Source organism: Herbaspirillum sp. meg3 (assembly GCF_002257565.1).
Classification (GTDB): domain Bacteria; phylum Pseudomonadota; class Gammaproteobacteria; order Burkholderiales; family Burkholderiaceae_D; genus Herbaspirillum.
Genome location: NZ_CP022736.1, coordinates 5,412,481 through 5,435,302 on the forward strand (window position 1 = coordinate 5,412,481; position 22,822 = coordinate 5,435,302).

The window sequence follows — 22,822 nt, forward strand, 5'->3', positions numbered from 1 at the left end:
ATATATACATCCCTCTGCAACCGGACAAGCATGAGCCACTCCGGTGGAGAACATAACTGTCGTAGTCAATGGCGCGGTGCGAGGCCATTTCGCGTCCTATGGGCGGCAGTGGTGGGGAGGCTTCGGCCTGCCGGTTCCTTGTGCGCCGGTCTTCCAACCGTGCCATTTACCGCCCTCCCGTTTGGAAGCGGGATGCGGTTCAATCACCGCACAGGGAGGCAGACATGCCTGACTTCGACACGCCCCATCAAGCAACTACCCAACCGACGCATCGGAATTTCCGCTGGATCAGTGGTCCGGGCCCGGACCGTAACGCACCCTCCCGCCGACTTTGGCAGATGATGCGCGACGTCGCTGTCGGCATTCATGCCTGCCTCCAGATTTTCACGGCTAGCGAGCTGGAGCGCGCCGCCAACGCCGATGCCGAGAATCTGCGGCGACTCTTCATCGCGGCCTCGGGTCTGCTGCGTCAGGCGGCAGAGGCACGCATTCGCCCGTTGAACGATTCCGTTTAGTTTCCTTTAGCCGTCGTTTCAGCAAACAGGGGTCTCGTGTTGTGACGGACGCCGAGACGACACTGGATCCTGGCTTTCGTCAGGACGGTGGCGAGGTGGCGATGGTTTTTTCTTTGGCTTGATACCGCGCCTGCATGTTGTTGCACAGGCAATGCCGAAACGGCATGGGACTTTCCCATGCTGTATTTGTATAGTGATATGCCGGAAAAGCCACGTCGCCAAACGGCTTCATCGCGCAGTCAATGCACCGGCATTTAAGCCAACCTCAGGGAAGAGCGGGAAACAATGGAAATCAAATGGGTCGAGGACTTCTTGTCGGTGGTGGAGACGCTCAACTTCAGCCGCTCGGCGAAGCTGCGCAATGTGACGCAACCGGCGTTCGGCCGCCGCGTCCGTTCGCTGGAGGCCTGGCTTGGCGCGGAGCTGTTTGACCGCTCCACGTACCCGTGTGCGCTGACGCCGGCGGGCGAGTCCTTTGTGCCGATCGCGCGCGAGATGCTCAATCAGTCGACCCAGGCGCGCCTGATCCTGCGCGGTCAGCTGGCCGGTGCGCAGGCGACGGTGAAGTTCGCCATGCCGCACACCTTGCTGCTGACCCTGTATCCCAAGCTGCTGTCCGAAATCGAGAAGACCACCGGCTCCATGGCGACCACCGTGCAGGCTACCAACGTGCACGATGCCGTAATGGCACTGGTCGAGCGCAACTGCGATCTGCTGATCTGCTATCACCATCCGCAGCAGGGCATCGATCTGGACAGCGAACGCTATGCGATGCTGTCGCTCGGCAAAGAGCCGCTACGCCCGTATGTCAAAGCCGTGCGCAAGGGCGTGCCCAAGTACGCGCTGCCGGGCACGCCTGCGGAACCGGTGCCTTTCCTGAGCTATTCTTCCTATTCGTCGCTGAGCCGTATCGTCGAGAAGCAGCTCAGCGCCAGCCCGCGCCCGGTGCATGTGTTCCGCCGCTTTGAATCCGACCTGGCCGAGGGCTTGAAGAGTATGGTGCTGGAAGGCCACGGCGTTGCCTGGTTGCCGGCCAGCGCGGTCACGCGCGAAGTCGCTGAAGGCAAGCTGACCCTGGCGGTCGCACCCAATGACAATGAGGCCCTCGCAACGGGCCTGTGGAGCGACGAAATGGATATCCGCGTCTATCGCCGCATCGATGACGCACGACCGGATCTGGATCGCATCTGGGCCTGCCTGAGTGCGGCGCATGGGGTACGTTAATCCTGTGCGCTGATCCTGCGTTCTATCGTCAGTACAAAATTTGCATCAACTCACCCAAGTAAATAGACCGAAGAGGATCACCGTGAAGCTCATTACCAATCAACAAGTCAGCGAACTCGTCACCACCGCCGACGCCGTGCAAGCCATGCGCGAAGCCTTCGCCGCCGCCGGTAGCGGCGCCCAGCAGGCCCGCGTGCGCACCAGTGCTTCCAACGGCGTGATGCTGTCGATGATGGGCGCGGTGATTCCCGACGCAGGCATCGCCGGCGCCAAGGTCTACACGACGATCAAGGGCGCGTTCAAGTTTGTGATCACGCTGTTCTCGACCGAAACCGGTGCTCCGCTGGCGACCATCGAAGGCGACACCATGACCGGCCTGCGCACGGCTGCCGCCACCGCCGTGGCTTGCGACGCACTGGCGCGCAAGGACGTCGACACGCTGGCCATTATCGGCACCGGCGTGCAGGCGCGTTCGCATATCCCGGCGATTCTGCAGGTGCGCAAGTTCAAGGAAATCCTGATCGCCGGTCTCTCCGGCCAGCAAGAACTGGCAGACGAAGTCACCAAGACCTACGGCATTCCCGCACGCGTGGTCGAGATCGACGAAGCCGCACGTCAGGCCGACGTGCTGGTGACCGTGACGCGCGCGACCACGCCGCTGTTCTCGGGCGACCTGTTGAAGCCGGGCGCGTTCGTCGCCGCCGTCGGCGCCAGCAAGGCCAACGTGCGCGAGCTGGATGACATCGCCATCAAGCGCGCCGCAGCGCTGGTGGTGGAGTGGAAGCCGCAGGCGCAAACCGAAGCCGGCGATCTGGTGCAATGCGCGCCGGGTACTTTCGACTGGGCCAACGTGTGGGAGCTGGGCCAGGCTGTTGACGGCAGCATCGGCTATCAGCGCAAAGACGACGATATCGTGATCTACAAGGCCATCGGCATCGGTCTGGAAGACGTGGCGCTGGCGGGTCTGGCGTACCGCAAGGCTGCTGCGCAAAACGGCTGGTGAGGTCGTTGCTGCCGTAAAGAATCGACGTAAGGCAGAGAAGACAAGAAGACAGCGGCTTGCGGGCCGCTGTTTTTTTGCGGCGGCTATCGAGCAAAGACCGGCCGCAACCTCTTCCTCCTACGCCAGCTTGGGACACTGTCCGATGCCGGTCGCAGCGCGTCTTGACTACAGTAATGGATGTCAACACGGAAGGAGCACACCATGCCTAATCCCCCAATCCCTCAGAGCAAGTCCGATGCATCATCCTCCGCGTCACCCAATCCGGACCGCGAATATGGGGACTCCACCGAGAGCAAACTCGACCACAGCAAGCCGCCGCATCATGACAAAACGGCGGCGAACCAGAAGCACAAGGACGAGCCGCAACTCTCCGTCGGCAAGCCCTGAGCAGTGATTGTTTCATTGCGGCAAGCGGGGGCGCAGATGGACGCATGCTCCATGACAGACGCACTTCACAGGAGTAAGCTGATCCTCGTAAGGCCTGCCTGCGTCCACCTGTCTTTCCCTCTGGGCGCGCAGCCAGAAGCCTGAAGGAGAACATCATGCGTAATCAAGATGCCGTTCGCCCGACTCCAGTGTTTCGCTTCACGGCCCCTCTTCCGCCGAAATCTCCCGCTGCGGAAGAAACCTTCGATCCCGATCACGAATACCAAGACTCCACCGAAACCCGGCTCGATCACACCCGGCCGCCGCACCATGACGACGCGGCAGGCAAGCTGAAAAAACATAAGGAAGAGCCGCAGATTTCGATCGGCGATGCGTAGGGTTTGTTCGCTGCCCGAGGGTGCGGGAGTTGGTCTTATGCCGCCGCGCGCGCCAGCGTAATCGCCTGCTCAGGACAAGCCGTCACGCATAGTCCGCAAGCGCGGCAGGCATCGGCGTTGGGGGTGTAGGCGACCTGCATGCCGTGTACACGCAGCTTCAGTTTGTTGAGCAAACCGAGCGGTTCGTAGTCCGCATCGTCGATGCGGCGAATCGTGAAGACATTTTCAGGGCAAACTAGGGCCTGTTGCCCGTGAATTTGCGAGATGCGTTCCGATCAGAAAGCGTGCTGGCAAGGCGCGTGGCGTAGCAGGTGGCGGGCCCACCTGCAAGCCATGCAACGCCGCCAGCGCGCTTTCTGGTCGGAACCCTTCGGGAACGGCTGCAGGCGTCGCCTGCCGTTGTTGCAGCTCCTTGCCGTAGCACCGCTACGACGCGTCGCTGCGCCTAGGCAGTCAACGCCTGCCGCGCGTTCGCACTCGCAAATTCACGGGCAGCAGGCCCTGGACAATCGCCCTTCCCTTCACAACGCTTTAAATTGACCACCGGCACAATGATGCCGGGAGGCTGCTTGCAGCCGGTCGTTGTTGAGTTTTTGTTCATGGTGTTCTTTCCGCCGACCGGCTTTGATTTGATATGGGCGGCTTAGACGCTGCCAGGTGTTTGCGGGGGATTGGGCGGCACCTCTTTCGTGTCGACATCGCCACGATGCCAGCCGCCGCGGAATCGGCCAAAGCCGCGCATGCCTTCCTTGAACTTCTTGCGTTCTTCTTCACTCATCTGCTCCCAGCGCTGACGCCGGTCATGGCAACCGCCACGGCCGCGGAAGCCGCCGAACAGGATCTTGCACAGCACGAATAATCCCAGTGCCTGTAGATAGTCGATCTGGTGTGCGCCGGAGAACAGGGACGGCATCAGCCAGTTCCACAACGACATGACGACAAAGCCGAGCGCGGCGACGCCGGCGATGATGAAGACCAGGATCTTCCAGAATTTACGTTTGCAGTGCATGGGGCCGTTCATTTTTTCCTCCGTACAGATGAGTCAGATTAAAGATGGAATTCAAGGTGCCGTCGCAGATGGTGAATTGCAGATCGCGACTACAAATTGAACTCGTCATATAGGGTTTGCAGGCGTGACCGCAGATGCAGTACCGCATAGCGTTTGCGCCCCAGCAGCGTGTTGATGCTCACGCCGCTTTCGGCGGCCAGTTCTTTAAAGCTGCGCCGCTCCAGCTCATGCGCGATAAAGACTTCGCGTTGCTCCGGCGGCAGTTCTTCCAGCGCGTCCTGCAACTCGGCCAGCAGCATGGAGCGCGCATAAGCGGCTTCCGGGCCGGCGTCGGTGTCAGGCAGCATTTGTTCGAGCCAGCCATCGTCGTCGTCTTCCGCATCGGCGGAAGCGTCCGGCAGGGCTTGCTCTTTCTTCTTGCGAAAACGATCGATGATGCGGTTGCGCGCCACTCGAAACAGCCACGCACCGACTTGTTCGATCGGTTCGGGCAGACGGCAGGCTTCCACCAGTTCGAAAAACACATCCTGCAAAATGTCCTCTGCCTCGCTCGGGTCGGGTACCCGCGTGCGAATGAAGTTGCGCAGCCGCACGCGCTCGCGCAGGACGGTGTCGGTGATGTGTTTATCGTTTTGAGCCATCGTCGGTTCCATGCTGTGAAGACGGATCACAGCGGCGGATATTGTGAGAACGGCAAAATAATCTGAAGGCGGTGTTTCCAGACCGTAAATGGTGCGTCATTCTAAGGGAGAAAATAAGAGGTCCACAGCAAAGTCATCGTCGTCTGTATCGCCGATCAACACGTCGATCGCGACCACTTTTCCGGCCTGAGTCGCAAAGTCTGAAAACCGGTGTGGATGCGGCTTTGCGGCCGGATTGTTGTCGACATTGCCACGAATGTTGTCGATGTTATTACGCTTGGGACAAAATGCGTTGTGTTTTTATTCAGGCTTTCTCATAAAAGCTGCCGGAAGCGTGTTTGGGGGATGTACAGTTGCGCCGGATCGTTTTACATTCTCGGATTGAGGGCGATTTTTCAGGGGTGTATTTCGGAAGCTGTATTTCAAAAGCTGGATAAAAGCGGCATACAAGCTGAATAACAACGGGAAAAAGCGGCGATGACAGTTTTGCGGGCGGACGTCAGCGATAAACACGGTTTCGGCATCGGCCTCAGCGGCGGTGCGGGAGCGACCGTATCCTTACGCCTTCCCGGACATCCCATGAGCGAGCCCGACGAACGTCTGGGCCGCCTGCTGTGGAACATCACTTCGCTGGCCGGCCTGCTTTGCGATGCGCCGATCACCATGATCTCGCAATTGCAGGGCGAATTCGATTGCTCCGAACGCGGAGCCTTGACGATGACGGCTGCCGTTGCCCTTGACAGCGGTGTCGATCATCGCCGCCAATGGTGGCGTTTTGCAGGACAGTCGAGCGTGGTGTGCAGCACCGCCGACTTCAGCCTCTGCGAAACCGCCGTCACCACACCCGACCGTATTACCGAAATCGGCGACCTTCGCCTCGACAGCCGTTGCGCCGATCTGGCCATGTTGAAGACCGTGCCCGAGGCGCGCTTCTATGCGGCGATCCCACTGAGCGATCAACACGGTGAACTCATCGGGACGCTATGCGTACTTGACCGCGTGCCGCGCCGTCTTACATCGCATCAGCGCGATGGCTTGCGCCTGCTGGCCCAGCAGTTCATGGAACAGTTGGAAATGCATCGCGATATGCAGCAGTTGCAGCGCCAGACGCTGACCGATGCGTTGACCGGCGTCGGCAATCGCCGCGGGTTTGATCGCCGCCTGCACGAAGAATGGTCGCGCCATATTCGTAGTGGCGCCGCCTTGTCGCTGCTGATGATCGATGTCGACAAGTTCAAGCAATACAACGATGTCTACGGCCATCCGGCCGGCGACGTCATCCTGAATCTGCTGTGCGAGTTGCTGCGCATGCCGCTGCGCGCCAGCGACTTCGTGGCGCGCTACGGCGGCGACGAGTTTTCCATCATCCTGCCCAATACGCCGCAGGCGGGTGCGCAACTGGTGGTGGATCGGATTCAGACCATGCTGACGACGGCGCAGTGGCCGAACTGCATGGTGACCGTCAGCGTCGGCATCGCCACGCTGGAGCCGGAAGAAGCCTGTGATTTCGCCACGCTGCTGGCACGTGCCGATCAGGCCATGTATCTGTGCAAGCGCAGCCGCCGCGAAGCGGACAAGCGCGACTAAGCTGCGACTGCCACTGCGAGTACTTCCGTAACTTTTCCTGCCTCAGGGCGCCTTCGACTTCAACACTTCCAGCAGCATCTTCCCCATGATCTCCGGCCGTCCGTGGAAGATGGTCTGCACCGCATCCACGCCCGTCAGCTCACGCCGCAACTGATTGCGCAGCGCGTGATCGTCGGCCAGCCTGATCGTCGCCTTCACGTAATCGTCCACCGTTGGCGTCACCAGCCACTGCGGAAATTTCAATCGTCCGAACAAGCCTTCATCAATGTGCTCGTGCACTTCGCGCCCGGTCTTGCACACGCCGACCAGGCCTGCACTGACGGTGTCGATGATGCCGTTGGTATTGCCGAAGGGGAAAGGGTTGATGAACATGTCGCAACCCGCAATCACCTGCATGTACGCGCTGTAATGCTGATGCGGATACACCGTCGCGGCATCGCCGAGGAACTGGCCGATCACGCGCTTGACCTGCGGATAAACCAGCATGCCCTGCGCCTGCCCGATCAGGAAGTGGAAATGGATTTTGCTCTTCGCTTCGTGCAGGATGCGCTGGCACGCCAGCAAAAAATCCGGATTGAGTTTCATCGTCGTCGACGCCACGACGATCTGCACCACTTCCGGTGCTTCGCGAATGAGGTTCGGCAGATTGAGTTCGTTCGCCAGTGCCGAAGCACGGTAAGGCATGCCGTCGCTGGGCAGGCGCAACAGCCGTTCGCTGAAGCAGGCCGGGTCGCCGACGTAGTCGTCTTCCACCACGACATAATCCATCTCCTGCGAGTGCGACGTGGCCGGGTGACCCAGTGCCATCGCCTGCACCGGCGCAATACGCAGATTGCTGAGGAACATGGTCAGCGCAAACATGCCCACGCTTGGCATGTACAAGATCTGCACCGCTTTTTGCTCAGCCACGCTACGGATCTGTGCGAGCTGCTGCTGGATCTCGCCGGCGTCAATCTCGATGAACTCGTCAAACACCGCGCGGCCGGCCTCGTCCACGGTCTTGCCATAGCCCATGCCGACGACGTGAAACAATTCACGCGCCGCTTCCAGCGTGCGCGAGTGGGTGCGATAGATGGAGTGTGCCGCGCTGAACCATTCAACCACCACCACCAGCACCGGTTTGTCCTTGCCGTTGAGTTGAATCGGCGTATTGAGCGGCGCCAGTCCTGCGGTAGCGATGCTGCGTTTGAGCAGCGCGTTGATCGGCTTCTTGATGTCGTGTTTGTCGGCGCGGCGCGCGTAGCTGCAGTGCATGTAGACATCATGCAGGATACCCGCAGGCAGTTGTCCCAGATCCTCAATCTGTTCCAGCCGCTTCGACAGCCACGGCAGGATCAGCTCGCGCTTCTCGTACGCCACCGGCGTGGCCAGCAGGCGCGGCGACAACAGCGCCAGACACAGGTTGGCGACCAGCACCTTGTCGTGCGCCCAAAAGGCGTCGAGATCCATCGGGATCTCGGACTCGGGTGAATACAGCAGACAGAATTTGATCAGGTCGCGGTTGCCGATTTCGACCTCGCGCAAGTTGCCTTTGCCGCGAATGTTCCAGGCGCGCACCACATGATCGGCGTTGCGGAAAGGACTGGCCGCGAACAGGCCCGACAGCCAGCGATGCATCAGTATCATCTGACCGAAACCGATCTGAGAAAACTGGAATTCGCTATCCGCAAACAGACAGGAAATCGCCGCCGCAATGCGCGTGACAACGTGGTCGTTCAACTCGTTGGGTAAGACGCTGGTCAGCGGCTGAGCGCTGAAATTTTCACCCGGCAGGCCGTAGTTGCTATCCAGTCCCGACAGCAAGTCCATCAGCTCGCGCGCAGCAGCTTCATGCTGGCGCGAATAGGCCAGATATTCAAAATTCTCCAGCGAAAACCCCATGTCTCTTCCCTCTTTACTATTCGGAACCCGTTTACGATCCGTAGCGGGTTCTCAGTGTTGTTCTTCCGCTTCGAATCCTGCTTCGCGCAAGGCGTTGAGCACCTGCGCCAGATGATCGCGTCCCCGCGTCTGCAACACCAGTTCGATATCGACGTTCTGTGCAGCGAGCAAGGTAAAGGCGCGCTGGTGATGCACTTCGTCGACGTTGGCGCCGGCTTCGGCGACGGTGGCGGTGATGCGCGCCAGCACGCCCGGCACGTCGCGTGCGGACACGCGTACGCGCGCCAGACGTCCTGCACGCACCATGCCGCGTTCGATGATGGCGGCCAGCAGCAACGGATCGATATTGCCGCCCGACAGCACCATGCCCACGCGTTTGCCGCGGAAGCGTTCCGGATGACGGATCATCGCCGCCAGACCGGCTGCACCTGCGCCTTCGACCAGGGTCTTTTCGATTTCCAGCAGCATCAAGACGGCTTGCTCGATGTCGCCTTCGTCGACCAGCAGCAAGTCGTTGACTTCGCGCGCGATGATTTCACGGGTCAGTACACCCGGCGTGCCGACGGCGATACCTTCGGCGATGGTGCTGGTGCCGAGGGCATGCGTGGTGCCCTGGATCGCATTGACCATGGACGGGAAGCGTTTGGCCTGCACACCCACGATGTCGATATCGGGTTTGCGCGCGCGTGCGGCCACCGCCATGCCGGCCAGCAGACCGCCGCCGCCGATGGCGACCACCAGCATGTCGAGGTCGGGTACGGCGTCGAGCATTTCCAGTGCGACCGTGCCCTGGCCGGCGATGATGGCTTCGTCGTCGTAAGGGTGAACAAAGGTCAGGCCGCGTTCTTGCGCCAGTGCGAAGGCGTGCGCGCGGGCTTCTTCCAGCGTGTCGCCGTGCAGCACCACTTCGGCGCCGAAGCCGCGTGTACGTTCGATCTTGACGCCCGGCGTGAAGCGCGGCATCACGATCAGCGCGTGCAGGCCGAGACGCTGCGCATGATAGGCAACGCCTTGCGCATGGTTGCCCGCCGACATCGCGATGACGCCACGCGTACCGCCGGCGGCGAGGTCGGTCATCTTGTTACAGGCGCCGCGTTCCTTGAAGGATGAGGTGAATTGCAGGTTCTCGAACTTGAGAAAAACTTGCGCGCCGACGATGTCGGACAGCGTGCGCGATTCCACGCACGGCGTATTGAGGATCTGGCCTTGCAGCCGCGCTGCTGCGCGCTGGATATCTTCGATGGTGGTCATACGGTCCGCTCAAAGTCTGCACAAAAACAGGGAGCAGACATTGTAGCGAGAGAGACGGCGGCTGCGGAAATGTATTTATACGTGGTTTCCGCAACCGCACCGGTTGCCTGCAATACGGCTTAGCGCAGTTTGAAGATGCCGACGATCTGCGCCAGGCTGGCTGCCTGATCCTGCATGGCGCGTGCGGCGGCGGCGGCTTCTTCGACCAGCGCGGCGTTTTGCTGGGTGCTTTCGTCCATCAGCACGATGGCGCGGTTGACTTCTTCGATGCCGGTGCTCTGTTCGGTGCTGGCGGCGCTGATTTCAGCCACGATGTCGGTCACGCGCTTGACGCTGGCGACCACCTCACCCATGGTCGCACCGGCGTTTTCGACCAGCTTGCTGCCGCTGTCGACCTTCTGCACCGAGTCGGTAATCAGTTCCTTGATTTCCTTGGCGGCCGATGCCGAGCGTTGCGCCAGACTGCGTACTTCCGAGGCCACCACTGCAAAGCCGCGGCCCTGTTCGCCGGCGCGGGCAGCTTCCACCGCCGCATTCAGCGCGAGGATATTAGTCTGGAAGGCGATGCCGTCAATCACGCTGATGATGTCGACGATCTTCTTGGACGAATCGTTGATCGAGCCCATCGTGTCGATCACTTGGCCGACCACCGCGCCGCCTTGTGTTGCCACTTCGGACGCGGACGCTGCCAGCTGATTCGCCTGACGAGCATTTTCGGCATTCTGCTTGACGGTGGAAGTCAGCTGCTCCATGGCGGCGGCGGTTTCTTCCAGCGAACCGGCCTGCTGCTCGGTGCGCGAGGACAAGTCCAGATTGCCGTTGGCGATTTCGGCCGAAGCCGTGGCGATGGTATCGGTACCGGTACGCACCTGGCCGACGATATTGACCAGATTGTCGTTCATGTCTTTGAGCGCGGCCATCAGCTGGCCGGTTTCATCGCGCGACTCGACCCGGATCTGAGTGCCGAGATCGCCCTGCGCCACGCGGCTGGCGACATCCACCGCCTTGACCAGCGGCCGGGTGATCGAGCGCGTGATGAAAATCGCCAGTGCTATCCCGCCAATCAGCGCGAGGAGGCCGAGGGAGATCATCAGCGTACGTGCAGTGCGGAACACGCCGTCAACCTGGGCCGTCAGCTGGGTGATGGCGTCGCTCTGGCGAGTTGACAGCTTTTCAATCGCGGCCAGGTAGCGCTGGCTGTCCGGCATCAGTTTTTCTTCAACGATCTTGCGGGCGGCGTCTTCGTTGCCGGCGTCTTTTTCCTTGAAAACGGCGGTGTTGTCGGCGATGACGACCTTGCGATGTTCGTTGATCTCGTTGAGGAGCGCCTTGCCTTCAGGATCCTGGATCTGCTCTTCCATCTGTTTCACGTAGCCGTTGTTTTTGGCGATGGTGGCGATGATCTGATCCTTGTAGAACTTCTGCTGTACCGGATCGGTATTCTTGGCGGCGGCAACGATACGGCCGACGTTGAGTTCAATCGATTTGTAGAATGCGTTCACCAGGCGTTCTTTCGCCAGGGCATTGTTGACCATGTAATCGGTCAGACTGCCGACCGACTGCAGGCGCCAGACGCCGATGCCGGTGATGACGCTCATCAATATGAGCAATGCTGCAAATGCGATGCCTAGCCGCGTACCAATCTTTAGATTTTTCATTGTCTTATCCCTCATGTTAGGCGCTGTCCGCCGCGTTGCTTGCCGTCGTATCGTAATTATCAGACGCAGCTTGTGGCTGGCTGTTGAGAACGGCAGGCAGATCGGGATCGAACCGATGCGCATCCTTATATTAACGGATCAGTGAGCGCCGGACTTGAGGAAAAAGCACGTTCTGTTTCAACGGTCAGCGTGGCGTCAGCAGAGGGGGGCGCGGATGCTCACGCGGGTTTCGACGTTGACGCGGACAATGTGAGTAATGTCTCCCACAATCGGGTTAGCGCCGGACGTTTGTTTTGCAGAGAACGGAACACGCGAATCTCCAACTCCAGCGACCAGGCTTCGCCGCCGGCGGCCACCAGCCTGCCTTCGTCCAGTTCATCCTCCACCGAGCGCTGCGGCAGCCAAGCCAGGCCGTGCCCGTTGAGGGCCATGCGTTTGAGCAACTCGGCCATGTCCGACTCATAGCTGGTCAGCAGGCCGGGCACCTGCGGCGCATTGGCCAGGATCAACTCCATCACGCGGCCGAGGAAAGACGTTGCCGGGTAAGCCAGCAGCCGGGTCGGCCTGGTCTTGCTGCCGGGCAAGCGAAACTGCGGCGCGCCGCTCTTGTCGGGCGCCGATACCGGGATCACGCGTTCGCTGCCGACGGTCACGTATTCATACTGATCGGGGTTGAGCAAGATGGGCAGTTGAGGATGATAAAAACATAACAGCAAATCGCATTCGCCCTCGGTCAGCGCCAGCACCGAGTCGTGGATCGTGGTGGCCGTGATGCGGGCACTGAAGCTGGAATGGGTAGCGGGTTTTTCGTTGGCGGCGTCGTTGAGCTTGTCCAGCCATTCAGGAAAGAAACTCAGCGCCAGCGAATGTCCGGCGGTCACGCGCAGCATATTGTGCGCGGTGTGTTCGCTGCGCAACTGGTTACGCGCATCGGTGAGCAGTTTGATGGCTTCCGAGGCGGCGTCGTTGAACAGCTTGCCGGCCACCGTCAGCGTCAGCGGATAGGTGCTGCGATCCACCAGTTCGGCGCCGATCCAGGCTTCCAGCGCGCGGATGCGGCGGCTGAAGGCAGGCTGGGTGACGTTGCGGTGATCCGCCGAGCGCGAGAAGTTGCGCGTCGCCGCCAGGCTGAGGAAGTCCTCGATCCATTTGATATCCATCTGCTTTCCTTTGCTGCAAGTCTGAGATGTGCGGTGTGCACTGGCATGCCAAACAATAACGTACCTATAGCGCATTCATACCGCATCTATAACAGCAAGCGCTGGGCGTGAAAAGTCCCGCCCGGCAGTCTCTTCCACAAACTATGCAGCAGCGACATAACTACCGTACTACTTTGCATAGCGCCGCCTTCTGTAACGATTATCCTCAGTGCATAGAACAACATCTCAGGATCTGCGGAAGAGCCATCATGAAAGTCGAACAAATCCAGCGTGCCATGTCAGTCGGCGTCATCGGCGGTCTTGGCGCCATCGGCAGCGCAGACCTCTACGCCAAAATGACCAAGGTTGCCGCCAAGGCGGGGCCATTGGAGCGCATCAAGGTTCAGTTCGGCCAGCAGGCTTTCGACGACATCGACATGGCCGGCGCTGAAAACGCCCAGACCAATGCACGCAAGCTCTACGTCTTCGACATGCTGCGCGAGTTTGAGCAGCGCAAGAGCAACGCCGTCCTGCTGCCCTGCTTCATCAGCCACACTTTCTTAGACGAGGTGCAGGCCGAGATCAGCATCCCGGTGATTGACATGGTCGCGGCCATTCGCCGTCATCTGGCGCAACGCCTGCCCAAGCTGCAAAAGATCGGTATCCTGACATCGAGCTATGTGCGCAAGAAAGGTTTGTTCGAGAAGTATTTCGATGAGGACGACGTGCAACTGCTCTACCCCGCCGCCGCCATCCAGCATGCCTGCCTGATGCGCGCGGTGTACGGCACCACCGGTATCAAGAACGGCTACCTCGACGGCGAATCGATCGACCTGCTGTATCGCGCCTGCAGGGATTTGCTCGATCAGGGCGCGCAAGTCATCGTGCCAGGCATGACCGAGATTTCGACCGTGGCCGAAGCGCTCAGCGCGCGCGGCATTCCCATCATCGACACCAACCAGATCTATGCGGAATCGGCATTGAGCTTCAAGGCCGAACAAGTCGGCCGCTCATTCAAGATCGGCGTGGTCGGCGGCGTCGGCCCGGCAGCGACGGTCGACTTCATCGAAAAGGTGATCAGGAATACCCCCGCTACGCGCGATCAGGATCACATCAAACTGGTAGTTGAACACAACCCCAAAATCCCCGACCGTACCGAGAACCTGATCGCCGAAGGCGCCGACCCCACCGTCGCCATCTATGCCGCCTGCAAGCGTCTGGAGAACGACAACGCCGACATGATCGCCATCCCTTGCAACACCGCGCATGCTTTCGTTGAACGCATCCAGGCGTACTTGTCGATTCCGATCGTCAACATGCTCAGTGAAACTGTCAACTACATCGAGAAGCGCCACGGCGACAAAACCTGCATCGGCTTGCTGGCCACGTCCGGCACCATCGCCAGCCGCGTGTATCAACAGACTCTTGAGCAGAACAGCACACGCAGCAATGGGCACAACAAATTCAGCATGATCGTCCCCGATGCCGACCATCAGGCCATTGTCATGGACGTCATCTACGGCGCGCAAGGCGTCAAGGCCGGCTTCGTCAACGACGAGGTACGGACAAAGCTCAAGCGCGCGATTGCCTATCTGGTTGCCAGCGGCGCCGACGTCATCGTGCTCGGCTGCACCGAGCTGCCGCTGCTGATCGCGCAGGACGAGAAGTTCGAAGTTGGTGGCAAGAAGGTGCCGGTACTCGATCCCACTGAAATCCTCGCCCGCAAATGCGTGGCACTCGCAAGTCCCATTGCGCGCAAGGCAGCTTGAGCAAGATGACGCAGACAGGGGCCGTGCCGGGAGTCTCACGTGTATCGGCGGATATGGCGCAGTTCCGCCGGTTTCTGCAAACTGAGCTGAACCGCGTATCCCGCAGCGGCCACACCGACCCCGTCATCCTCCGCTACCGCGCGTTGGCGCAGACAAGCGCGCTGGATAAAGCCGAAGCACAGGAATACGCCCAACTGTTCAATCGCATGTATTCACGCTGGCGTTGGCGGCAGGCGACGACGCAGGCGCTTGCGCGCAGGAAGATGTCTCAGTGATGGGCTGAAAGCCTGAATTGGTTAAGGCCTAAGCGGTGACGCTCAAATCCTTTCTCCACGTCTTCGCATGCCGCCCCTCTCCGTAATAGTCATCAATAAAACCATGGCTGCTGTCGCACACACGGTCATAAAACGCCCAGCTGCGGCGGTAGCGCGGGCCGCTGTTGATCAGCAGAGTGCGAGCGCCATCTGCTGCGCCCGCGCGGCAGATCGCTTCCAGCAACATGCGACCGATACCTTGGCCTCGCAGGTAGGCCGTGGCGACGAAGGCGTTGAGCAATTCCACAGAGGCCGCGCCCGGCGCTGCGGTTATCCCGGCGAAATGCTGCGCCATGCGTTCCTCCGGCACAGCCAGGGCCATGCAGCCGATCGCTGTTCCTTCCGCATTGCATGCCACCAGATAGCGCCGCGTGCGTCCAAACTCATCTGCCGCGCCTTGCATGTAGCTCCGGATGGCGTTGACTTCGCTTTCCACCACCTGGCCGCTGTGCAGGTCGCGCACATGTTCACGCAAGACCGGCGTCAGTGCGGCGATGTCTTCAGCTTCCAGCATGCGCACCGAAAATCCGGAATGTGCAGGTGTGCTGGTTCTGTTGCTGCCGGCTTTCGGGGCGTTCATCGCTGACTTTCGTAAAACGGAGGATGCTTACCTTAGCATCGGTGTCGCGCGGTTGTATTGCCGTCATGCAAAAATGCTCCGCACCATTTCAGTGTCGACCAGTTCCTGCTGACTCAGACGATGCACCATGCGCGGGCCTTTTTTCGGTTTTTCCTTTCCGGGATCATGCATGCTGCAAAGCGATAATCAGCTCTTTGAGAGGGTTTTCTTGTGCGTCGCAGCGGTCAAAAATCTCAACAGTACCCTCGCTAAATCGTTGTTTTTAAAACAGAAATAGTGTCTCGTCTTCGTTTTTCCATGTCGTTTCCTTCCAAGATATGGCACGATAAATGCATGTCTACTTTGATGTATACATTGGTGCCTACATTTAAAGGAACAACGATGACCCAGTCTTTTCTCCCGCTTCAACGTCTTTTCAAGCAACTGGTTGCGGCCGGTGTGCTGACTGCAACTTCCTATGCTGCCGTCGCTGCCACCATCAACATCTCGCTCGATGACGACCCGGGCAAGCTTGATCCGACGCAATCGTCGATGATTGCCGAGCGCATGGTGTATCAAAGCATTTTCGACAAGCTGGTCGATCTGGATGAAAACGGCAAGATCGTGCCGATGCTGGCGCAGCGCTGGACGATTTCCGACGACCAGAAGACTTACACGCTGTATCTGCAAAAAGGCGTGAAATTCCAGGACGGCACGCCGTTTAATGCCAAGGCGGTGGAATTCAACCTGCTGCGTGGCCAGGAGAAAAGCTCTCTGCGTCGTAACGAGCTCAAATACATCAAGCAGATCACCGTGGTTGATGACTCCACCGTCAAGCTGGAACTGACGACACCGTTCGCGCCGTTCATGTCCATCCTGACGGATCGCGCCGGCATGATGTCTTCGCCGGACGCAGTGAAGAAATTCGGCGACGACTACGTCAACAATCCGGTCGGCACCGGCCCCTTCATCTATAAGGGCCGACTCAAAGGCGCCACCATCACGCTGGAAAAGAACCCGCACTACTGGCAAGCCGGTCTGCCCAAAGCCGACGGCGTGACTTACAAGATCATGAGCGACGTCAATGTCGCCTTCAACAATCTGCGCAGCGGCCAGGTCGATATCACCAACCGTTTTCCGTACAAGGAAATCACCAACATCGAAGCCGGCGCCAAGTACGCCGTTATCAACAAGCCTTCGCTGGGTTTCCGCGGCTTTTATCTGAATACGTCCAAGCCGCCGTTCGACAAGAAGGAAGTGCGTGAGGCCGTCGATATCCTGATCGACCGCAACGCTATTGCCAAGGTTGTCTACAACGGCGCCGTCGCCGCCAGCCATTCGCCGTTCAGCAAGGCGCAGTTTGCGCACGGCGATGCCGACACACCGCCGAAGGTCGATGTTGCACGCGCCAAGGCCTTGCTCAAGGCCGCTGGCAAAGAAGCTGGTTTCAGCTTCAAGCTGACGCTGCCGACCACGCCGTACGAGTCGCAAGTCGGTCAGATGATTCAGGGCATGCTGCGTCCAGCGGGCATCACCGTCACGCTGGAAAAAGCCGAGCTGGCGACCCAGATCGAGTCGGGCAAAGCCGGCACTTATGAAGGCTTGTTCGTCGGCTGGAGCGGTCGTCCCGATCCGGATCAGAACGTCTACGACTTCGTCGTCACCAACGGTTCGCTGAACTACTCCAAGTATGGCACCAAGGAAGTCGACGACTTGCTGCAGCAGGCCCGCCTGGAAGGCAATGAGGCCAAGCGCAAGGCAGTCTATGATCAGGCAATGCAGATTCTGGTGAAGGATGTGCCCTACATCTATCTGAACCACGACAACGTGCTGTTCGGCATCTCCAAGGCGGTCAAGGGTTTCCGGTATGTGCCGGATGGCGTGATCCGCACGGCGACGCTGGCGAAGTAAGGCATGTTTCATTGGCCGTTGTCCTGACTTTCGTCGGGGCGACGGCGGTGTGATGCTTGCAATGAACGTTCCAATTTGTCACGGCGCTGCTGCCCATGTCCCCATTACTTAAACGCATCCTGCTGGTCATCCCCACCCTGCTGCTGGTCAGCATGGTGATCTTTTCCCTGCTGGCGATCCTGCCGGGCGATCCGGTGACCGCCATTCTCGGCCAGGAAGCCACGCCCGAAGCCGCGCTGGCATTGCGCGCGCAACTCGGTCTCGACGATCCGCTATACATGCAATACGGGCGCTGGCTCGGCGGCGTGCTGCATGGCGATCTGGGCCGCTCTTTCATCGACCGCACGCCGGTCATCGACGTGCTGATGCAACGCCTGCCGGTGACGATTGAACTGGCGCTCGGCAGTTTTGCCGTCGGCATTCTGATTGCGGTGCCGGCCGGCATCATGGCGGCAGTGCGTCCGCGCGGCATCGCCAATTATTTCAGCACGCTGGTGGCGCTGTTTGGTATGTCGGTGCCGCACTTCTGGCTGGGCATGATGTTCATCATCCTGTTCGCGGTCAAACTCGGCTGGCTGCCGGCCTCGGGCTATGTGCCGTTCACGGAAGACTGGCGCGGCAATCTGGCGGCGATGTGCATGCCGGTGCTGGCGACCGGCTTGCGCGAATCGGCGATCCTGATGCGCATGGTGCGCAGCAGCCTGCTCGAAGTACTCAATGAAGATTACATCCGCACCGCCTTCTCCAAAGGCCTCAGGGATTGGCAAGTCGTGATCGGCCACGCGTTGCGCAATGCGTTGATTCCAGTGGTGACGGCCAGCGGCCTGATGGTGTCGGGTCTGCTCGGGGGACTGGTGATTACCGAGAGCATTTTCGGTATTCCCGGCATGGGCAAGATGATCGTTGATGCCATCTTCCAGCGCGACTACGTCATGGTGCAGGGGGGTGTGCTGGCGGCGGCACTGATGGTGGTGATCGTCAATCTGGTGGTGGATGTGCTGTACAGCATCATCGATCCGCGCATCGCGAAATGAGGACAGACATGGATCAAACCATCGCAAAGAAAAATGGTGCAGCTGCGGTAGCCGGTGTAGCAGCCGAGGCCCTGCCGCGCCAGCAACGTTTCGTCGGCTTGCGCCGTTTTGCCGGCAACCGTCTGGCTGTGGTCGGCGCGGCCATCATCCTGCTGCTGGTGCTGGTTGCGATCTTCGCACCGCTGCTGGCGACCAATGACCCGATCTTCGATCAGGACTACGGCAACCTGTTGTCCGGTCCGGACGCGATGCACTGGATGGGCACCGACGATCTGGGCCGCGATATCTTTTCACGCATGCTGTACGGTGCGCGCATTTCGCTGCAAGCGGCGCTGATCGCTGTCGGCCTGGCGTTTTGCGTCGGCGTACCGATCGGCATTGCCAGCGGCTACTTCCGCGGCTTCTGGGATGAGTGGGTGGTGATGCGCGTGGTCGACGCGCTGCAGGCCTTCCCTTCGCTGATTCTTGCACTGGCCTTGGCAGCGGCTTTGGGCGGTGGTTTCTACAACGCCATGGTGGCAGTCGGCATCGGCTTTGCGCCGGCCTTCATCCGCCTTGCACGCGGTCAGGCGCTGAGCATCCGCAATCTCGATTACGTCATGGCGGCGCGCTCTGTCGGTGCCGGGCACATGCGCATCATGTGGCGCTATGTGCTGCCGAACGCGATGGCGCCACTGGTGATTCAGGCGACCTTCGCCATGGGTTCCGCAATCATCGCCGAAGCGGGTTTGTCCTATCTCGGCCTCGGTGCCAAACCGGAAGACCCAAGCTGGGGCTCCATGCTGCACATCGCACAAGGCTATCTGAATACCAATCCGACGCTGGCCCTGTGGCCGGGTGTGGCGATCTTTGCGGTGGTGCTGGGTTTCAATTTGCTCGGCGACGGCATTCGTGAAGTGTTCGATCCAAAGTTATACCGTTAAAGAGAACCGGCCATGTTGGAAGTCAATAATCTCAAAGTTGAATTCGTCCGCAACGGCAAGCGTGTCGCGCCTGTTGACGGTGTCTCGTTTTCTGTCGGAGCCAATGAAACCGTCGGCCTGCTCGGTGAGTCCGGCTGCGGCAAGAGCGTGACCGCACTGTCGATCCTGCGGCTGTTTCCTCTGGCCAGCAAGGCGCAGCTCAGCGGCGCCATCAATTACAACGACGGCATCGCCGCCAACAATCTGCTGGAAGCCGACGACGCAACCTTGCGTGGTATGCGCGGCAAAGAGATCGCGATGATCTTCCAGGAGCCGATGACCTCGCTCAACCCCTTGCATCGCATCGGTGATCAGCTGCGCGAGATGTTGCGCGTGCATAGCGATCTCAACCGCAAACAGATCGACGCGCAAGTCATCGCCATGCTGCAACGCGTGGGTTTGCCGCGTGCTGAGCAACTGGTCAACGACTACCCGCACAGCCTGTCGGGCGGCATGCGCCAGCGTGTGATGATCGCCATGGCTTTGTTGTGCAATCCGGGCCTGCTGATTTGCGACGAGCCGACGACGGCGCTGGATGTGACGATACAGGCGCAGATTCTTGACCTCATGCGCGAGCTCAAGCGCGAGCATGGCACGGCTATTTTGATGATCACGCACGATCTCGGCGTCGTGGCGGAGATGTGCGATCGCGTGGTCGTCATGTATGCCGGTCAGGTAGTCGAACAAAGCAGCGTGCGCGAGTTGTTCGACGCGCCCGCCCATCCCTATACGCAAGCGCTGATGCGCGCCCGCCCTGCCCTCGATGCCACGCCCGGCGAGCCGTTGGAAGCGATTCCCGGCTCGGTGCCGCTGCCGGGCTCGGTGGAGTTCGGCTGCCGCTTTGCTGCACGTTGTCCGAAGGCGCAAGAGCGCTGCGTCACCGATGCGCCGACGCTCGACAAAGTGAGCGATGGCCATCTGGCGCGTTGCTGGTATCCGAATTGAAGAGGCTGTGATGACTGCTCCCCTGCTCCAGGTCTCCGGACTGAAAAAACATTTCGCTTCCAGCAAGCGCGGCGCGCCGCCGGTCAAGGCGGTGGACGATGTCTCGTTCTCCATTGAGGAAGGCAAGACCCTCGGCCTGGTCGGCGAATCCGGCTGCGGCAAGTCGACCACCGGCCGCAGCGTGCTGCGCCTGATCGAACCGACTGCCGGCAGCGTCAACTTCATGGGCGAAGAGATCTCCACGATGCCCTCCTCTGCCCTGCGCAGCATGCGGCGCAACATGCAGATGGTGTTTCAGGATCCCTTCGCCTCGCTCAATCCGCGCATGACCATCGGCGAAGTATTGGAAGAGCCGCTGATCGTGCACGGCTTGTTCGACCGCGCCACGCGCAAGCGCAAGGTCGCCGAGATTCTCGACGTCGTGGGTTTGAATCAGGCCTACGCCAGCCGTCATCCGCATGAGTTTTCCGGCGGCCAGCGTCAGCGCGTCGGCATTGCGCGCGCGATCATCACGCGGCCGAAACTGGTGGTTGCCGACGAGGCCGTATCGGCGCTCGACGTATCGATTCAGGCGCAAATTCTTAACCTCTTGCAAGCACTGCAAAAGGACTTCGCCCTCACCTACCTGTTTGTCTCGCACGATCTCGCCGTGATCCGTCATGTCAGCGACAGCATCGGCGTGATGTATCTCGGCCGCATGGTGGAATACGGTAGCTGCGAGAGCGTCTACAGCGCGCCCAAGCATCCGTACACACAGGCATTGCTGTCGGCGATTCCGCGTGAGCATCCCGATCAGGTGCGCGAACGCATCGTGCTCAAGGGGGGTATTCCCAATCCGGCGTCGCCGCCGACCGGCTGCCATTTTCATCCGCGCTGCGCGTCTTGCATGGATGTCTGCAAAACTGAAACACCTCCCCGCGTCGAAACCGCACCGGGCGAATACGTTGCCTGTCATTTGTATCGTTAAACTTTTTCATTCGTCACGACCAGAAAATACGAAAGCATCCTATGTCAACCTTCAACGCCAACCACTATCCCTACGCTTCGCGCCGCAGCGCGGTCTTTGCCAATCGCGGCATGGTCGCGACCTCGCAGCCGCTGGCTGCACAAGCTGGTCTGCAAGTGCTCCAAGCGGGCGGCAACGCCATCGATGCGGCCATCGCCGCCGCTGCCGCATTGACCGTGGTGGAGCCAACTGCCAACGGTATCGGCGGCGACGCGTTCGCGCTGATCTGGCACAAGGGACAACTGCATGGATTGAACGCCAGCGGCCCGGCGCCGATGGCGATGTCGCTCGATAAACTGACCGCCGCCGGTCACAAGGAAGTGCCGAAGTACGGTGCCCTGCCCGTCACCGTGCCCGGCACGCCGTCGGCCTGGGTCACCATGGCTGAACGTTTTGGCCGCATGCCTCTGTCGCGTTCGATGGCCGGTGCCATCAGCCTGGCGCAGGACGGCTTCCCGATTTCTCCGGTGGTGGCGTTTGCATGGCAACAGGCCTACAAGACCTTCACACGCGAGTTCAAGGAAGAGCATTTCAAATCGTGGTTCGATACCTTTGGCGCACGGGATGCAACTGGTAGCCTTGGCCGCGCACCGCAGGCCGGTGAAATCTGGCGTTCGCAAGGTCATGCCACCACGCTGCAATCGATTGCCGACGACAACGCACGCAGCTTCTATCAGGGCGCGCTGGCCGAGAAAACCGCAGCCTTCATTCGTGCCGCGGGCGGCTACATGGACGTGGCGGATCTGGCCAACTATCGTCCGCAATGGGTCGATCCGATCTCATCCAATTATCGCGGTTACGACGTCTGGGAAATTCCACCAAATGGCCATGGTCTGGTGGCCTTGCTGGCGCTGAACATGTTGAAGGGATTCGACTTCAGCGAACGCGACACCTTGCAAACCTATCACCGCCAGATCGAAGCGATCAAGCTGGCCTATGCCGACGGTCTGGCGCATATTGCCGACATCGACCACATGCGCGTCTCGGTCAAGGACTTGCTGTCGGATGCCTATGCCGACGAGCGCCGCAAGCTGATCGGCACGCACGCCACCTTGCCGGTTGCAGGCGATCCGCCACGCGGCGGTACTGTGTATCTGTGCACGGCCGACAACGAAGGCAACATGGTGTCCTTCATTCAAAGCAACTACATGGGTTTCGGCTCTGGTCTGGTGGTGCCGGGTACCGGTATTTCGCTGCACAACCGCGGCAACAATTTCACGCTCGACGCCGCGCATCCAAATTGCCTGGCGCCGGGCAAGCGTCCGTATCACACCATCATCCCCGGCTTCCTGACCAAGGACAACCAGGCCATCGGTCCGTTCGGTGTGATGGGTGGTTTCATGCAACCACAAGGCCACGTGCAGATGGTGATGAACACGGTCGACTTCGGCCTCAATCCGCAGGCATCGCTGGACGCACCACGCTGGGAATGGGAAAGCGGCAACAAGGTCAGCATCGAACACACCACGGCAGAACATTTGTTCCGCGGCTTGGGTCCGGCCGGTCTTGGTCATCAGGTCAGCTGGTCGGGCAATCAGCTCGGTTTCGGACGCGGCCAGATCATCTGGCGCGATGCCAACGGTGTGCTATGCGGCGGTACCGAGCCGCGCACCGACGGCTGCGTCGCTGCCTGGTAGACCCATCCCTATT

21 protein-coding genes and 1 pseudogene are annotated in these 22,822 nt (G+C 60.1%); 14 read left to right on the forward strand and 8 right to left on the reverse strand.

Translation table 11 applies throughout. The annotated features are described in order from the left end of the window. The first annotated feature begins 224 nt into the window (after positions 1–224). The 5 genes from hmeg3_RS24865 to hmeg3_RS24350 all read left to right on the forward strand — a co-directional run bounded on the left by hmeg3_RS24865 (position 225) and on the right by hmeg3_RS24350 (position 3,506). Complete coding sequence (locus tag hmeg3_RS24865) at positions 225–515, forward strand: hypothetical protein (RefSeq protein ID WP_157739357.1); 291 nt, start codon at positions 225–227, stop codon at positions 513–515. Between the two features lie 285 nt (positions 516–800). Beyond that, positions 801–1,739 carry a LysR family transcriptional regulator gene (locus hmeg3_RS24335; protein WP_094566009.1) on the forward strand — a complete coding sequence of 313 codons (939 nt, stop codon included), beginning with the start codon at positions 801–803 and terminating at the stop codon, positions 1,737–1,739. 82 nt (positions 1,740–1,821) lie between these two features. Then, on the forward strand, positions 1,822–2,742 hold the full coding sequence (locus hmeg3_RS24340; RefSeq protein ID WP_094566010.1) for an ornithine cyclodeaminase family protein: 921 nt from the start codon (positions 1,822–1,824) through the stop codon (positions 2,740–2,742). A gap of 201 nt (positions 2,743–2,943) precedes the next feature. Then, positions 2,944–3,129, forward strand: a complete 186-nt coding sequence (locus hmeg3_RS24345; RefSeq protein WP_094566011.1) for a hypothetical protein — start codon at positions 2,944–2,946, stop codon at positions 3,127–3,129. A gap of 155 nt (positions 3,130–3,284) precedes the next feature. Further along, positions 3,285–3,506, forward strand: a complete 222-nt coding sequence (locus hmeg3_RS24350; RefSeq protein WP_094566012.1) for a hypothetical protein — start codon at positions 3,285–3,287, stop codon at positions 3,504–3,506. Positions 3,507–3,541: 35 nt separating this feature from the next. Here the strand turns inward: hmeg3_RS24350 and hmeg3_RS24355 are convergent. The 3 genes and pseudogenes from hmeg3_RS24355 to hmeg3_RS24375 form a co-directional block, all read right to left on the reverse strand. Beyond that, a pseudogene (locus tag hmeg3_RS24355) lies at positions 3,542–3,757 on the reverse strand (4Fe-4S dicluster domain-containing protein); the annotation flags it as partial. Positions 3,758–4,149: 392 nt separating this feature from the next. Further along, positions 4,150–4,527 carry a hypothetical protein gene (locus hmeg3_RS24370; RefSeq protein WP_094566013.1) on the reverse strand — a complete coding sequence of 126 codons (378 nt, stop codon included), beginning with the start codon at positions 4,525–4,527 and terminating at the stop codon, positions 4,150–4,152. A gap of 77 nt (positions 4,528–4,604) precedes the next feature. After that, entirely contained in the window at positions 4,605–5,168 is a 564-nt protein-coding gene (locus hmeg3_RS24375) for an RNA polymerase sigma factor (protein ID WP_094566014.1), read from the reverse strand. 465 nt (positions 5,169–5,633) lie between these two features. Here hmeg3_RS24375 and hmeg3_RS24380 point away from each other — a divergent pair, with 465 nt between their 5' ends. Then, positions 5,634–6,743 carry a sensor domain-containing diguanylate cyclase gene (locus hmeg3_RS24380; RefSeq protein ID WP_094566015.1) on the forward strand — a complete coding sequence of 370 codons (1,110 nt, stop codon included), beginning with the start codon at positions 5,634–5,636 and terminating at the stop codon, positions 6,741–6,743. Between the two features lie 42 nt (positions 6,744–6,785). On the opposite strand, the gene hmeg3_RS24385 is transcribed toward hmeg3_RS24380, so the two are convergent. The 4 genes from hmeg3_RS24385 to hmeg3_RS24400 form a co-directional block, all read right to left on the reverse strand. Next, positions 6,786–8,624, reverse strand: a complete 1,839-nt coding sequence (locus tag hmeg3_RS24385; RefSeq protein WP_094566016.1) for a peptide transporter — start codon at positions 8,622–8,624, stop codon at positions 6,786–6,788. Positions 8,625–8,675: 51 nt separating this feature from the next. Further along, positions 8,676–9,875, reverse strand: coding sequence for a threonine ammonia-lyase (locus hmeg3_RS24390; protein ID WP_094566017.1), 1,200 nt, complete (start codon positions 9,873–9,875; stop codon positions 8,676–8,678). Between the two features lie 119 nt (positions 9,876–9,994). Further along, complete coding sequence (locus hmeg3_RS24395) at positions 9,995–11,533, reverse strand: methyl-accepting chemotaxis protein (RefSeq protein ID WP_094566018.1); 1,539 nt, start codon at positions 11,531–11,533, stop codon at positions 9,995–9,997. Positions 11,534–11,751: 218 nt separating this feature from the next. Further along, positions 11,752–12,693 carry a LysR substrate-binding domain-containing protein gene (locus hmeg3_RS24400; RefSeq protein WP_094566019.1) on the reverse strand — a complete coding sequence of 314 codons (942 nt, stop codon included), beginning with the start codon at positions 12,691–12,693 and terminating at the stop codon, positions 11,752–11,754. Between the two features lie 248 nt (positions 12,694–12,941). On the opposite strand from hmeg3_RS24400, the gene hmeg3_RS24405 reads away from it, so the two are divergent. Both hmeg3_RS24405 and hmeg3_RS24410 read left to right on the forward strand, forming a co-directional pair. After that, a complete protein-coding gene (locus hmeg3_RS24405; RefSeq protein WP_094566020.1) occupies positions 12,942–14,441 on the forward strand; it encodes an aspartate/glutamate racemase family protein in 1,500 nt (499 codons plus the stop codon). A 5-nt stretch (positions 14,442–14,446) separates the two neighbouring features. Then, a complete protein-coding gene (locus hmeg3_RS24410; RefSeq protein WP_157739360.1) occupies positions 14,447–14,716 on the forward strand; it encodes a hypothetical protein in 270 nt (89 codons plus the stop codon). 28 nt (positions 14,717–14,744) lie between these two features. On the opposite strand, the gene hmeg3_RS24415 is transcribed toward hmeg3_RS24410, so the two are convergent. Next, complete coding sequence (locus hmeg3_RS24415; RefSeq protein WP_094566022.1) at positions 14,745–15,335, reverse strand: GNAT family N-acetyltransferase; 591 nt, start codon at positions 15,333–15,335, stop codon at positions 14,745–14,747. A 381-nt stretch (positions 15,336–15,716) separates the two neighbouring features. On the opposite strand from hmeg3_RS24415, the gene hmeg3_RS24420 reads away from it, so the two are divergent. The 6 genes from hmeg3_RS24420 to hmeg3_RS24445 all read left to right on the forward strand — a co-directional run bounded on the left by hmeg3_RS24420 (position 15,717) and on the right by hmeg3_RS24445 (position 22,809). Further along, the gene (locus tag hmeg3_RS24420) at positions 15,717–17,225 is read left to right on the forward strand and encodes an ABC transporter substrate-binding protein (protein ID WP_094566023.1); all 1,509 of its coding nucleotides are present in this window, start codon (positions 15,717–15,719) and stop codon (positions 17,223–17,225) included. Positions 17,226–17,320: 95 nt separating this feature from the next. After that, positions 17,321–18,259 (forward strand): ABC transporter permease, encoded by a 939-nt coding sequence (locus tag hmeg3_RS24425; protein ID WP_094566024.1) that lies wholly within the window; start codon positions 17,321–17,323, stop codon positions 18,257–18,259. An 8-nt stretch (positions 18,260–18,267) separates the two neighbouring features. Beyond that, complete coding sequence (locus tag hmeg3_RS24430; protein WP_094566025.1) at positions 18,268–19,182, forward strand: ABC transporter permease; 915 nt, start codon at positions 18,268–18,270, stop codon at positions 19,180–19,182. A 12-nt stretch (positions 19,183–19,194) separates the two neighbouring features. Continuing rightward, the gene (locus hmeg3_RS24435) at positions 19,195–20,166 is read left to right on the forward strand and encodes an ABC transporter ATP-binding protein (protein WP_094566026.1); all 972 of its coding nucleotides are present in this window, start codon (positions 19,195–19,197) and stop codon (positions 20,164–20,166) included. A 10-nt stretch (positions 20,167–20,176) separates the two neighbouring features. Then, entirely contained in the window at positions 20,177–21,133 is a 957-nt protein-coding gene (locus hmeg3_RS24440; RefSeq protein ID WP_094566544.1) for an ABC transporter ATP-binding protein, read from the forward strand. A gap of 41 nt (positions 21,134–21,174) precedes the next feature. Then, positions 21,175–22,809, forward strand: a complete 1,635-nt coding sequence (locus hmeg3_RS24445; RefSeq protein WP_094566027.1) for a gamma-glutamyltransferase family protein — start codon at positions 21,175–21,177, stop codon at positions 22,807–22,809. Positions 22,810–22,822 lie beyond the last annotated feature (13 nt).